Origin of the sequence: Bacillus timonensis (genome assembly GCF_004799755.1) — a bacterium.
GTDB classification, from domain to species: Bacteria; Bacillota; Bacilli; order Bacillales; family Bacillaceae_L; genus Ferdinandcohnia; species Ferdinandcohnia timonensis_A.
Genome location: NZ_SLUB01000007.1, coordinates 68,667 through 83,109, shown reverse-complemented (window position 1 = coordinate 83,109; position 14,443 = coordinate 68,667). Strand labels below are relative to the sequence as shown.

The 14,443-nt window shown below is 38.3% G+C and carries 10 protein-coding genes; all 10 read left to right on the top strand.

From position 1 onward, the window contains the following. Nucleotides 1-365 precede the first annotated feature (365 nt). On the top strand, nucleotides 366-1,664 hold the full coding sequence (locus E1I69_RS06295; RefSeq protein ID WP_136378751.1) for an ABC transporter substrate-binding protein: 1,299 nt from the start codon (nucleotides 366-368) through the stop codon (nucleotides 1,662-1,664). An 83-nt stretch (nucleotides 1,665-1,747) separates the two neighbouring features. Continuing rightward, a complete protein-coding gene (locus E1I69_RS06290; protein WP_136378750.1) occupies nucleotides 1,748-2,698 on the top strand; it encodes a carbohydrate ABC transporter permease in 951 nt (316 codons plus the stop codon). 11 nt (nucleotides 2,699-2,709) lie between these two features. Then, nucleotides 2,710-3,534 (top strand): carbohydrate ABC transporter permease, encoded by an 825-nt coding sequence (locus E1I69_RS06285; protein ID WP_136378749.1) that lies wholly within the window; start codon nucleotides 2,710-2,712, stop codon nucleotides 3,532-3,534. A 378-nt stretch (nucleotides 3,535-3,912) separates the two neighbouring features. After that, a complete protein-coding gene (locus E1I69_RS06280; protein WP_136378748.1) occupies nucleotides 3,913-5,679 on the top strand; it encodes a SpoIID/LytB domain-containing protein in 1,767 nt (588 codons plus the stop codon). Between the two features lie 366 nt (nucleotides 5,680-6,045). Further along, entirely contained in the window at nucleotides 6,046-7,209 is a 1,164-nt protein-coding gene (locus E1I69_RS06275; RefSeq protein ID WP_136378747.1) for an anhydro-N-acetylmuramic acid kinase, read from the top strand. A gap of 108 nt (nucleotides 7,210-7,317) precedes the next feature. Then, on the top strand, nucleotides 7,318-8,655 hold the full coding sequence (locus E1I69_RS06270; protein ID WP_136378746.1) for an ABC transporter substrate-binding protein: 1,338 nt from the start codon (nucleotides 7,318-7,320) through the stop codon (nucleotides 8,653-8,655). A gap of 66 nt (nucleotides 8,656-8,721) precedes the next feature. Beyond that, nucleotides 8,722-9,642: a carbohydrate ABC transporter permease gene (locus E1I69_RS06265; RefSeq protein WP_136378745.1), complete on the top strand. Its 921-nt coding sequence runs from the start codon at nucleotides 8,722-8,724 to the stop codon at nucleotides 9,640-9,642. Between the two features lie 12 nt (nucleotides 9,643-9,654). Further along, nucleotides 9,655-10,623, top strand: a complete 969-nt coding sequence (locus E1I69_RS06260) for a carbohydrate ABC transporter permease (protein ID WP_136378744.1) — start codon at nucleotides 9,655-9,657, stop codon at nucleotides 10,621-10,623. Nucleotides 10,624-10,823: 200 nt separating this feature from the next. Beyond that, nucleotides 10,824-12,701, top strand: a complete 1,878-nt coding sequence (locus E1I69_RS06255) for a beta-N-acetylhexosaminidase (protein WP_136378743.1) — start codon at nucleotides 10,824-10,826, stop codon at nucleotides 12,699-12,701. A 23-nt stretch (nucleotides 12,702-12,724) separates the two neighbouring features. After that, on the top strand, nucleotides 12,725-14,338 hold the full coding sequence (gene nagZ / locus E1I69_RS06250; protein WP_136378742.1) for a beta-N-acetylhexosaminidase: 1,614 nt from the start codon (nucleotides 12,725-12,727) through the stop codon (nucleotides 14,336-14,338). Nucleotides 14,339-14,443 lie beyond the last annotated feature (105 nt).

Genomic DNA, 14,443 nt, shown 5'->3' with positions numbered 1-14,443 from the left:
AATAACGCAGTTAATGTAAAACAATCAGTTTATCAAAATCCGCTATTTGATCTAGCTTCCTTAATATATATCATGGTAACGCCTTCAAAAGTACTATGCTTAATGTCTATCAATGAGGTTGACCTACAGGAATCAGTTAGTTTCTATCTTCTGGTTTTGTATTGGCCATGGGGTTTATCAATTACTACGAATCTAATAATTTTTGATAATAAGTTTTTATTTGCTTCACAAAATCATTCATCGGGAAGTCCATGAAACACTAACTCAAAGAAAGTTCGTAAGGAATTATATTTGGTTATTTTCTCTACCTTACGTAGGGATAAATAAATAAAAATTTTAAGAAAGTATAAGGAGGTCAATGTACTATGAAAAAAGTGAAAAGGTCTTGGTTAGTTGTTTTCTTTTCCTTGTTATTAGTTGTTGCTTCGGCTTGTTCAAATGACAAGGATACTGCAGGAGAATCAAATGATTCAAAAGGGGAAGATACGCCTAAAAAGGAAACAGTTACTTTAGAAATAGGTAGCTGGAGAACAGAAGATACAGCTGCATATGGAAAAGTAATTGAGGCTTTCAACGAAAAGTACCCTGATATTAAGGTTGAATTTAAGCCTTCTAAGAATACTGAATACAACACTATTCTTAACACAGCATTACAGAGTGGAGAAGGTCCAGATATTTTTCATCTAAGACCATATGCACCTGGGATTGCACTTGCCGATGGAGGATTTGTAGAGCCATTAGATGGTATAAGTGGATTAGAGAATTTTTCTGATGAAGCACTAGCTGCTTCAAAAGGCACTGATGGTAAACAATATGGTATTCCACTAAATATGAGTACCACGCAAATGTTTTATAATAAAGAAATTTTTAAAAATCTTGGTTTGGAAGAACCAAAGACTTGGGATGAGTTTGTTGAATTAAATGAAAAAATTCTTGCTGAGGGTATTACACCAATTGCATTAGGTAGTAAAGAAGGATGGTTATTATCTGCAGTACACGGAATTGTAGGACCTGCCCATTATGGAGGTAATGATTTTGTTGAAAAAATTACAGCTGGTGAAACTGATTTTACGAGTGAAGAGTTTGTAAATTCTATCAAAGCAATGGATGAACTTAAAAAATACTTCCCTAAAAATTACGAAGGATTAGGAATGGAAGATATCCGTACGTTGTTCTTTACGGGTCAAGCAGCAATGTTCCCAATGGGAAGTTGGGAAATCGAAGTATTGCGCCAAATGAATCCTGACTTAGAACTTGGGTTCTTTCCAATGCCTTCAGCTGTAGGAAATGAACCAACGATTACTGCTTGGGTAGATGGTTCATTCGCAATTAATGCAAATTCAAAACATAAAGAGGAGGCAAAGAAATTCCTTGAATTCTTAACAACGAAGGAATTTGGCGAACTATTTACAAAAGAATTTAAGATGATTAGTGCGATACAAGGAGTGCAATCCAATGATGAATTGGTAAATGCATTAGGTACAGCAGTTTCCGAGATTTCTACTCCTTATATGTTTGTAGTTTATTTTGCAGGCGGTAATCCAACTTCAAAAGCGACACTAGAACAGGAGCTACAAGGCATGTACTTAGGTCAGCAAACTCCAGAAGGTGTTGCGGAAAAAGTACAAGAAAATGCAGAGACTTGGTTTGAGCCTTTTAAATAAGAAAAGTTTAAATTTATGAGCAGGATGGTTAAGCACCTTTTTATGGTGCTTAACCATAGATAAAGAAGGAGGCGGTGATAAAAATGGCAGGTGAGTTACAGCTAAATGCCGTAAAACAAGTAAATAATAGGAAGTATAGAAATTGGAAAGTACATCTATTCCCTATTCCCGCCCTTTTAATTTACGGATTATTTATCGTATATCCATTATTAGCAGCTCTTTCTTATAGCTTTTTTGACTGGAATGGAATAAGAAGAGGAGAATTTATTGGTCTAGCTAACTATAAAGATCTTTTTACACTTGAGCCATTTAGTGGAATGTTTTGGAATGCTTTTCAACATAACATTCTCTATTTTGTTGTCCAAATGGTTGTTCAAAACGGAATAGCGTTTCTTCTAGCTTTTATTATTTATCAGAAAATCCGCGGAGCAGAGTTCTTCAAAATTGCTTATTTTCTACCTAGGCTATTGTCTGTAATTGTTGTTGGGTTTTTGTGGAAACTGATCTTGAATCCTAATTTCGGTGCACTGAATGTCCTGCTTGGAAAATTCGGACTTGAATCACTTCAAAAAGCATGGCTAGGTGATCCAAAAACAGCACTTATGGCTATTATTTTAGTAAACTGCTGGTTTGGTATTGGGTTTGCAGTACTCATCTTCCTAGCAGGCTTACAATCTATTCCTAAAGAGCTTATCGAAGCAGCAAGATTAGATGGTGCAAGAGGAATGATCATCTTAAGACGCATTATGCTTCCGTTGATGGTACCATCGATTATGATTATGACAGTACTGACATTTATCCAATCGTTTGAGGCTTTTGAGCTTGTTTATGCAATGCAAGGTTCACAAGGAGAACCATACCGTTCTACTGACACATTAGCAGTATATTTTTACCGTTTGGCATTCGGAGGGTCATCAGGTGATTCAACTGCAATCGGATTGGGCTCGGCATTAGCAGTTGTATTGTTTATCTTTATTTGTACATTTACAGCACTATTATTAAAATATATGCGCAAAAAAGAAGTAGAGATGTAGGGGGGAGTAAGGTGAAACAAACGATTTGGACTAGACCATTGTATTACGTAATTGCCTTTGTATTTGCCTCTATTAGTCTATATCCTATTATTTTAATGATGCTTTCATCTTTTAAACCGAGCGCAGAGATATTTATGAATCCACTATCGTTGCCAAATAGCTTTAGTTTGGAGACGTATCGAAACTTGTTAGAACAGATTCCTTTTATGACTTATTTTTATAATAGTGTCGTAGTAAGTGTTGTTTCAGTCATACTTATTTTAGTAACAACTTCTTTAGCAGCTTTTTATATTGCCCGTTATACGTTCTGGTGGAATCATTTTATTTTCTTCTTCTTCTTAATGGGTATGATGATTCCGATTAAGCTGGGAATTGTACCACTTTTTATCTTAATGAAAGACCTGGGTTTAACAAATTCTTTATGGTCCCTAATCTTTATGTATACAGCACAGGGTATCCCATTATCAATCTTAATCTTAACAGGTTTTTTCCGTACAATCCCAGGAGAATTAGAGGAAGCGGCTAGAATGGATGGGGCTTCTGATTTACGTATTTTATGGAATGTCATTCTCCCTTTAATGAGACCAGCATTAGGAACCGTAATGATTATTAACTTTATTCAAGCTTGGAACGACTTTTTCTTCCCGTTAATTTTTATCACTGATGAAATGAAGAAAACGATTCCAGTTGGAATGATGAAATTATTTGGAGAATATTCTGCTGATTGGGGATCCCTTTTTGCAGGGTTAACATTATCCTCACTTCCGATGATTATTTTATTCTTTATTGCATCTAAGCAATTTATGGAGGGATTGACAGCCGGTGCAGTTAAATAAAGACTCCTATAGTCGGATTGATTGTGGAGGAACTAAAGACGGGGTTTATTTATTAATAAAATAGTTTGTAGAAGCAAAGTGAGCTGAATTGGACGTCATTTATAACTAGGGGACTTGTGATGCTATATGTAATGTATTACATAACCTAATTAAAAAGAAATAACAAAGATAAGACCAGAAATGGTCTTTTTTTGCTTTTTCTAAACGAACCCTGAAACAAAGGAGTGAAATTTTATTTTGAAAAATAGTAAAAAAGTATGAAGGTAAATTTCGCTGACTTAAAGAAATAAAGAATATAAGTAAACTAGTAATATTTTTCTGAATTCGCACCAAGGGAAAGCTTGCCGGTTAAAAATAGTAGGGAAGTGGGGAGTTATAATGGTGAAAAAGTGTTTTAGCATTGCGGTAATGGTTGTACTAGCTATTGGTCTTTTTTCTCAAACGGGCCAAGCTTCTGCGGCTGAGGAAAACAGATCATGGGTTGAATACACAGAAAAAGTGATGGCGAAGGACCAAGACAATGGAACGTTAGAACTTGAACTTCAAGGTACAAAAAAGCTAGCAAAGAACTATGATGTAACTTTAAGAGGGGAAAATCGAGTGTACCAAAAATCACTTTCTGATGTAAGAGTTGGTGCGGAAAATGTAACGGTTCGAGTAAACCACAAAGATGAAATTACAAAAATTTTTATTGATGGACCTACTCCGATTGAAACGATGCGTGTGGGAATAATGACATCAGGTTTTGCAACGGTTGACCACGATACAATTGTATTAAGCTCTCAAGCGGGGCTTGAAATCGTTGATAAAGTTGCAGAAGAAACATTCACAGTCCCAGCAAACGAGAAAATTACGTTCACACCTTCTGAAAATGAAATCACTGTCACTAGTGCTACGGGTGATGTTTTATATACAACACCAAACAGACTTTATGCTTTTACCGAAGAGGAAAGCAAAATTAAGGTTGAAAATATCACACGGGCAAGTGGTGACCCATCATATCGTGGGTTCTTTGAAATTACGACTTCCTCTACAGGAGACAAACTAAACCTAATCAATGAAGTTGATTTTGAGCAGTATCTATATCAAGTGGTTCCAAGTGAAATGCCTGCATACTTTGGTATAAAGGCTCTAAAAGCCCAGGCTGTGGCGGCTAGGACCTATGCTTTAGGTGACTATTTAAGCGATCGTTTTGCGAAGGATGGATTCTTTGTATTAGATAGTGTGATGAGTCAGGTTTATAACAATACACCTGAAAACACCGCTACAACTCAAGCTGTGAATGAAACAGCGGGAGTTATTATGTTAGGTGAAGATGGTAGTTTAGTAGATGCACGATATTATTCAACGTCAGGTGGCTATGGTGCATCAAAGCATCAGGTATGGGCTGAAGCTGACGGGACATTTCCAAGCAAGGTATTACCATACTTAATTGCTCAAAGCCACACATTTGATCCAAATGATCCTAGTAAAATGTTAGAAATTGATACACAAAACGAGGCGGAAATTCTCGAATTTTATAAAACCTTATCTCATACAGGATACGACGGAAATTCTCCATGGTTTAGATGGAAGGTAAGCCTTTCTAAGGAAGAGTTGGAGAATACAATTAATGCGAACATTATAAGTAGACAAGCAGCTGATCCTAAGTTTGTATTAACAAAAAATGAAGCAGGAGAATTTGTAAGTCAACCAATCCCAGCAGAAGGAATTGGGGAGTTTGTTGATATGTACGTAGCAAAACGAGGTGACGGCGGAAACATCATGGAGCTTGTCATCGAAGGTACAACAGGGACGTACAAAATCATTAAAGAATACAATATTCGTTTCACGATTAGACCATCTAATGCCTTTACACAGGGAGAAACTATTGTCCTGCATCGTGCTACTGCAGGAAGCTCAGATTACACAGGCACACTAGATAACTATACCATCCTCCCATCAGCCTTCTTCGGTTTTGAACTTGATGAAGAGAATGGCGTTACGTTCTTCGGGGGCGGAAATGGCCATGGTGTTGGTATGAGTCAATATGGGGCCTATTATCTTGGCACAACTTTAGGATACGAGTTTGATAGAATTTTAACTTCCTATTATCCAAATATGTCGTTAGAGAATATTTCAGTTTTGAGTACTGAAGGAAAATAAGAAGATGGCACGAAAAACTGCTGTTCGAAAAAAGGGCAGCGGTTTTTGTGCTACAAGAATATACAAAATACTAATTTATAAACCATATGAAGTATTTAAAATGATATTTCTCCTACACATACATAATAATATAGTGATACGGTGCTGTAGCTTTAGAAATAAGTAGGAATTGTGTGAAATATTAATACAAATAATTAGTTATTAATTTGAATATTAATTTTAAAAATAAGAAATATTTGTTATAATAATTTTACATTTTATCCCTAAAAAGGAATAATAGTCAGCTCGACAAAACAAAAATGAAAGCGTTTTAATTATAGAGATTTTTGAGAACAATCTAGTCAGTAAAAAAGGGGAGAGGTTGAAATGAGTCAGAAAATAGTTGTGGGATTAATGTCAGGAACCTCGCTGGATGGCATTGATGCAGCTTTAGTCAATATTTCTGAAAGTGACAATCAAAAAATCCAAGTAAAACTCATTCATTTTTCAACACTTTCCTTTTCGGAATTAATGAGAGAACGAATATTAGAGCTGTGTGACCCAAATAGAGCCAGGCTCGAGGAGATCTCTTTAACTAATATGCTTCTGGGTGAACTGTTTGCGAAAGCGACGAAAAAGGTTGTTGCTGAAGCGGGTCTTGAGATGAAAGACGTGGATTTAATCAGCTCACATGGTCAGACAATTTTTCACCAGCCGGAAGGTAAACCCGTAGAAGGTTATAATCTTACATCAACCTTACAAATCGGAGATATCGCAGTAATTGCAGAGCGTACTGGTGTCATGACGGTAGGAGACTTCCGCACGCGTGATATGGCAGTTGGTGGTCAAGGCGCACCATTAGTTCCATATGCCGATAATCTTCTATTTAGGACAAAATCAAATGGTAGAATCCTAGCCAATATTGGTGGAATTGCCAACATAACCGTTTTACCACCTTCAGACAGTGATGAACAAGTACTCGCGTTTGATACTGGTCCAGGGAATATGCTCATTGATGCATTTACAAATAGGGCGACACATGGAAAGCAAACTTATGATAAAAGTGGGGAGCTGGCAGCAAAGGGAAAAGTGGATGAACAGTGGCTTGAAGAGCTGTTAACTCATGATTATTACGGTTTGCCAGCACCCAAAAGTACAGGTCGCGAGCTGTTTGGACTTCAATATGCTAACGATCTTTGGAATACAAAAACTGATTTGGCACCGGAGGATAAGATAGCGACGATTACGGAGTTAACCGCTCGTACAATCGCAGATGAATGTAAGAGATATGTAGATTCCTATAAAATTAGTGAGATTTTTATAAGCGGTGGTGGCTGGTACAATCAAACACTGCGAAGAAGATTGCAAAAACATCTGCCTCCATTAATCAGACTAGGTAGCACAGATGAATTAGGGCTCCCGGCTGATGCTAAGGAAGCGATTGTATTTGCATTACTGGGATACCAATGCATCAACAAACGGCCGAATAATCTTCCATCAGCAACAGGAGCAAGCATGCCTGTCATTATGGGGAAAATTGCTCTGGTATAAAAACAAAAAACATATTGAAGGGAGGCGAGGGCAAGAGCTACTAAATAAAGTTTGTGTTGGCACTGCAATGAAAACAATGATGAAAGATACGTAAGGGGGAAAAGTAATATGAAAAAATGGCTTAGTCTTTTTCTTATAAGTATTTTAGTAATTGGATTGTTAGCGGCATGCAGCAAGAAAGAGAATACAACAAAAGGCGACGACGGAGATAGTGAGAAGGCTTGGACAGGAACGATCACAGTGTGGGATGGACCGCGTTGGCCAGATGACAAAGATAATAAATTCCACTGGATGGAAAGCAAAATTAAAGAATTCGAAGCAGCTCATGAAGGTGTAAAGGTTGATTTAGTTCAGGTTCCATGGGCAGAACTTCCTGATAAATTAGGTGTTTCGATTGCAGGGCAATCATGGCCAGATGTTGCGCCAGTTGATATTAGCGGAAGTGCGGTAAGTATTGATCATATTGAACAAGGTGTCATTGAGCCGGTTGATGATTTATTTACTGAAGATGAGCTAAAGGATTTTTATGAGAATGCACTTGATGCTTATACATTTGATGGAAAATTATATGGTGTTCCTAACTCTTTAACCGTACATGCAATGCTTTTAAACTTAGATTTATTTGAAGAGCGTGGAGTTGAACCTCCTGCCAACGGTGATTGGACATGGGATGAATTCTTTGCAGCAGCAGAGAAGCTAACATTTGACCGTGATAACGATGGGAAAACAGATGTATACGGATTCTCAACTTATATCCTTCCTGGATATTATGAGGCTTGGCCATTCTTCTACATCAATGGTGGAAGTCCGTTGAGTGAGGATATGTCAAAATTCACATTTACAGAGCCGGAAGCAGTAGAAGCGATTCAACAACTAGCCGATTTAAAATTAAAGCATAATGTAGCCCCTGAAACGTTAGGGGGTCAAGATGTGGGTGGTACATTCCAAGCGTGGGCAAACGAAGAGCAACGTACTGTTGCAATGCAACCTTGGGCTACTTGGGCAATCAGCTCAGCACAAACAAAATATCCTACAAACTTTGCAGTTGCAAACTACCCGACAGGTAAATCAGGTGAGCCTGTCACAATCGGTGGTGTAGGTGGTTGGACAATGTTCCACCAAGAGGATGCAGGTAAGAAGGAAATGGTTGGCGAATTTATTAAGTTCATCTCAACAACAGATGAGCAATTTACGATGGCAACTGAGTATGGAATTTTCCCTGCACGTAAGAGTGCTGCAGACATGGATCCATATAAGGACAATCCAGAAATGAAGCGCGCACAAGAAATGTCTTCACAAGTCGTGATGCTACCACGTCATCCTGAGTGGAAGAAAATTGACGAAGCGATTCAAACAGAGCTTCAGTTAGTATTCAATGGTGAAAAGACGGCTGAAGAAGCGATGAAAGCGGCTGAGAAGAAGGTCAATGAATTATTAGGTGAGTAGTAATTGGCAAGGTGGGCAGTCCACGTTGGGCTGCCTGCTGCCAAATGAAAGATTGGGGGAATCGCGGTGAAACCCGTTCATCAAGCTGCCAATGCAGTAGTACTGACAAAAAAGTCGAAGATATGGAAAGAAATGAAAAAGAACTATTCCGCATATTTATTTTTACTTCCAAAACTTATCCTGTTTATTGCATTTATTGCGATCCCGGTGGTGTGGGCGTTTATCATCTCCTTCCAGGAATACAAAATTTTTGGGAGTGAATGGGCAGGTCTCGACAACTATATAAAGGTGTTTAAAAGTGAAGCCTTTTTTGATGCGCTAGGTAATACATTCCTTTTTACAGTTGTAACGGTACCTTTTAACGTAATAAGTGCACTTATCATTGCTTCTCTCATCCACCCTCTTGGAAAATTATCTCAAAGCTTCTTCCGGGGAGCCTTTTATTTACCAACCGTTACATCGATGGTTATTGTAGCGATGGTATGGCGCTGGATGTATAACTATGATTTTGGATTATTTAACTATGTGTTAGGGTGGTTTGGTATGGAGCCACTTAACTGGTTAGGTCAATCCTCATCCGCACTTTGGGCTCTAATCATTATGCAATGTTTAATTCCATTCGGAGTCGGGATTATTCTTTACCTTGCTTCAATGGGTTCGATTTCAAATACCTTATATGAGGCAGCTACCATTGACGGGGCAAATAGCTTTCAAAAATGGTTTCACATTACATTGCCATTATTAAAACCTTCAACATTATATTTAGTTTTACTGAGTACCATTGGTTCGTTTCAGGTGTTTACGCAAATCATTATGATGACGGGTGGAGGACCAGGAACGGCGACAGAAACCCTTGTTCACTTAATCTATAAAACTGGTTTTAGGGATTTTGAATTTGGTTTTGCTGCGGCACAATCCGTTATTTTATTCTTTATTATTCTACTATTTTCTGTTATTCAATTCCGTTTACTTCGGTACGATGACTAGGAGGGAAACATAATGACATCAGGTATTCAAAAAGTAAACAAGCTTATAATTTATGTGCTCTTGTCCATCTTCGCAATTGTTTCCCTTTTACCATTGTATTGGGTTTTCAGTACATCCTTGCAGCTGAGCAGCTACCAGGATGAAGAACTAGAACGTCAAGTATCATATGTTGATTCAAACCCACCGAAAATGTACCCAATGGGGATTACAGAGTACTTTGAGCATTGGGGAAAAGCCAGAGATGCGCAAAAATCTGGTGATGCAAAAGCTGTAACCTATCACCGAGAAGTGATGGATAACATCATGGAAGATACATTTTCAGGATTTACGACATTGTTTAGTAAAAATAACGTAGGCATCTGGTTTTTTAATAGTTTTTATATTGCAGTCGTCGTAACAATTGGAATTCTCCTCTTTGACTCGATGGCAGGGTACGTCCTCGCTAAAAAACGGTTCCCGGGACGGAATCTCATTTTCTGGTCAATTATTGCGACAATGATGATACCAGGACAGGTTACCCTAGTGCCGTTATTTATTATGGTTCGGAATTTTGGGATTATGGATACTCACTGGGCGCTTATATTCCCGGACCTTGCAATGGTGTTTGGGGTATTTTTAATGAGACAATTTATGCACTCAATTCCGGATGAGCTTATAGATGCAGCGAAAATTGATGGTGCAAGCGAATGGAAAACATATTGGAAAATCATCCTGCCACTTGCGAAACCAGGTCTTGCTGCACTAGGAATCTTTACATTTATGAACGTCTGGAACTCCTTTTTGTGGCCGATTATCGTGTTAAATGATGCAAATTTATATACATTGCCCGTCGGATTAAAAACATTGCAGGACGCAAACTTGGCAAGCTTCAAGCTTCTAATGAGTGGAGCAGCAATCGCATCCGTCCCAATGATTATCGTGTTTATGCTATTCCAACGTCATTTTGTAAAAGGATTAACACTTGGTGGAGTGAAGGAATAAAAAAATCGATGCCCCTACTCTCTTAAAGAACTGGGGTATTTTTTTGTTGTTTTGAAATATTTATACAAACATTTAATAAAATATATAAAATTATATTTCAAAACATTTTCTTTTATGATATCTTTATTAGTAGTAACAGTGGTTGGGAAACTTCAGTTTGTAAACGTTACCAATAACTGAACAAGGAGGATATTTTCAAAATGAAAATTAGATTTACGGGTGAGATCGAAAATATCAAAGACGGCATACATATCCTTTCCCCAGAATTATCATTTCATGAGGGGAATGAAGGCTACCAGGTTCACGTCGTTCAGAGAAAAGGTCCAATATTTGTTAAAAATGAAGCAAATAAAGCAGAAATTCATTTTGAGGAAAAGATCCATTTTTTTAGAGGATTAGGGATATGGCTTGAACATTTCAAAAAAGGCGGAGCGTTTGAAATAACAGAAGAACCACAGTTTGAAATGACAGGGGCGATGTTAGATGCTTCTAGAAATGGTGTTTTGACAGTTAGTGAGATTAAGAGTCTGTTGCGGAAAATGGCAGTAATGGGATTGAACGTTCTAATGGTCTATACAGAAGATACATATGAAGTAAAGGAGTTACCATATTTCGGCTACATGAGAGGGCGTTATACGGAAGAAGAGCTTAGAACATGTGATGAATATGCTCAGGCTTTAGGTATTGAAATGATCCCATGTATCCAAACACTTGCACATTTAACCGAAGCTCTTAAATGGAATTACGCATCGAATATAAGAGATACAGCAGACATTCTATTAGTAGGCGAACCTGAAACCTATCAATTCTTGGAAAACATCATTACTGCTGCCACAAAGCCTTTTAAATCAAAAAGGATACATATCGGAATGGACGAAGCACATCAGTTAGGGTTGGGACGTTATTTAGATAAAAATGGCTACGAAGAGCGTTTTGCGATTATGAACAACCACCTTGAAAAAGTAGTGAAAATCACTGAAGAGCTCGGATTACAGTCAATGATTTGGAGTGATATGTACTTCCGATTAGGCTCAAAATACGGGGGTTATTATGATTTGGACGCGGAAATGCCTCAGGATGTTATTGCATCTATTCCAAATACTCAGCTTGTATATTGGGATTACTACCATTCAGACGAGGAATTTTATCGGACTTTTATTCAAAAGCATAAAGAACTTGGCTCTGATCCCATTTTTGCAGGAGGGGTTTGGACGTGGAATGGGATATCGCCCAATTATGGAAAGGCGATTGCTACAACCGAAGCGGCTTTAAATGCATGTAAAAAAGAAGGGGTAAGAGAAGTGTTTGCAACGATGTGGGGAGACAATGGTGCTGAAACTCCACTAGCAACATCCTTGCCAATCCTTCAGCTTTTTGCAGAGCATTCCTATCATAAAACCGTAACAGAAGAAGAGGTTGCGGAACGTTTTCACTTTTGTACAGGTGGCACTTACAACGATTTCATGGTTTTAAATCTTCTTGATGAAACACCTGGTGTATCCGAGAATAATTTACATGAATCAAACCCATCGAAGTTTTTACTTTGGCAGGATGTCTTAATTGGTCTATATGATCAGAATATCCAAGGTCTACCAATGAATCAGCATTACGAAAGGTTGATTCCAAGATTAGAAGAGGTAAGTCAAAATAATCCTGAATGGAAAGATATGTTTGGATTTTATGAGCAACTGGCACGAGTCCTAAGTGTGAAGGCAGAGATTGGAATCCACCTTAAAGAAGCATATGATGCGGTGGATAAAAAGAAAATAGAATCGATTAAAACTCAATTAGGTAGATTAATAGAAAGCACACAAGAGCTACGCCTGAAACACAGGAATCTCTGGTTTTCGATGAATAAACCGTTTGGGTGGGAAGTCATTGAAATTCGATATGGTGGATTGCTTGCCCGTCTAGAAACAGCAAAGTTTAGAATCGATGAATGGCTGAAGGGTAATATCAGCCGAATTGAAGAACTTGAGGAAGAACGTCTTTATTTTGAAGGACCATATAAAATGCCAGAAGGCTCGATAGGTCGGAATATTTACCGAAGGATTGTGACAGCAGGTAATCTAACCTAATTTTTAAAAAGGAAGGTGTAAGCATGGATCATGAAAAATTGGCAAAAAAGGCCGGACAATTACTTGTCATTGGGTTTAATGGAATAAAAGTCCCGCAGGAAATTCGAGATTTAATTCATACCTACCATATTGGAGCAATTATTTTATTTGGTAGAAACATAGGAACACCTAAAGAAGTACTGGCACTTACTACAGATCTCCAGCGAGAGGCAAAAAAGGCAGGGTATACACACCCACTTTTGATATGTGTGGATCAGGAAAATGGAGTGGTTCGTCGTTTAGGTGAAGGAGCTACTATCTTTCCAGGTGCTATGACACTTGGTGCTACAGGTAATCCGAACCATGCCTACAATGTGGGGGTTGCTACAGGTAATGAATTAAAGGCTTTAGGGATTAACTGGAACCTTGCTCCAGTTCTTGATGTCAATAATAATCCGGATAATCCTGTGATCGGAGTTCGCTCATTTGGAGAATCGGCTGAAAGTGTTTCAAAATTTGGTCGGGCTTCCATGCAAGGGATGCAGGAAGCTGGAATTGCTACAACCTTAAAACACTTCCCAGGCCATGGGGACACCAATGTTGATTCACACTTGGATTTGCCGACTATTCCACATGGGTTGGATCGCCTTGAAAAAATTGAATTAAAACCATTTAGAGAATGTATTGCAGAGGGTGCAGATACGATCATGACTGCACACGTATATTTTCCATCGATTGAGACAGAACCAGGTGTACCAGCAACCATTTCCAGAAAGGTAATCACAGGTTTATTGCGTGAAAAACTAAAATTTAGTGGTGTGGTCACTACAGATTGTATGGAAATGAACGCCATTTTACATGGCGTCGGAACGGAAAAGGGCGCTGTTGCGGCGCTCAAAGCTGGAGTAGATTATGTGATGATTTCCCATACCCTTGAAAGACAGGTTGGAGCAATTCAGGAAATCTTGAAAGCAGTTGAAAATGGCGAGTTAACGGAAGAAGAAATTGATCAAGCACTTCAAAGAATCCATGCACTTAAAGAAAAATACTTGAGTTGGGAAGATATTCCCTTAGATGATGAACAGGAAGTACCTGAAACAGTAGGAAGTAAGCAACATGAGAAGATTGCGTTTGAAGCCTATAAGGATAGTGTGACGATTGTGAGGAATAAAGGGATTTTTCCACTCACAACTAATAATGGTTTGCGAATTCTTGTGGTGCATCCTGACAATGGCACCACAATGCAGGTGGAGGATAAGCGGTATGCGAACCTTTCGTTAGGTGAGGCGATCAAAGGATATCAGCAGGATGCGGATATCTTTCAGTTTTCAAGTGCGCTAGATGAACAAGAGATTGCAGCTATTGTTGAAAAGGCAAGCGGGTATGACACGGTAATTGTTGGTACACTCACAATTACACCAAGTAGTAACCAAATCACTTTAGTTGAAAAGCTAATAAAGGAAAAGGACTCTGTCATTGTGATTGCGATGAGAAGTCCATATGATTATGGATATTTACCAGATGTTCCAGCTTATATAAATACCTATGAGTTTACCTACCCAGCCTTGAAGGTGGCTGCTGGCGCTATTTTTGGAAAAGAAGAGGTAAAAGGGAGCCTTCCTGTAACGGTTATAAAGAGAGTAGTAGGTGGGAAATAAAAGATTCTATTTAGCTCTACGAAAGGGAGGTGGTAATGAAGAGAAAATTTGTTTGTTTTGAATCTAAATAAAGGAAAAGGGAACAAATGAAGGGGGAATTCAGAA

Coding starts and splice junctions, on each gene's coding strand:
- E1I69_RS06295 (WP_136378751.1), top strand. CDS start 366: ATGAAAAAAGTGAAAAGGTCTTGGTTAGTTGTTTTCTTTTCCTTGTTA.
- E1I69_RS06290 (WP_136378750.1), top strand. CDS start 1,748: ATGGCAGGTGAGTTACAGCTAAATGCCGTAAAACAAGTAAATAATAGG.
- E1I69_RS06280 (WP_136378748.1), top strand. CDS start 3,913: ATGGTGAAAAAGTGTTTTAGCATTGCGGTAATGGTTGTACTAGCTATT.
- E1I69_RS06275 (WP_136378747.1), top strand. CDS start 6,046: ATGAGTCAGAAAATAGTTGTGGGATTAATGTCAGGAACCTCGCTGGAT.
- E1I69_RS06270 (WP_136378746.1), top strand. CDS start 7,318: ATGAAAAAATGGCTTAGTCTTTTTCTTATAAGTATTTTAGTAATTGGA.
- E1I69_RS06260 (WP_136378744.1), top strand. CDS start 9,655: ATGACATCAGGTATTCAAAAAGTAAACAAGCTTATAATTTATGTGCTC.
- E1I69_RS06255 (WP_136378743.1), top strand. CDS start 10,824: ATGAAAATTAGATTTACGGGTGAGATCGAAAATATCAAAGACGGCATA.
- nagZ (WP_136378742.1), top strand. CDS start 12,725: ATGGATCATGAAAAATTGGCAAAAAAGGCCGGACAATTACTTGTCATT.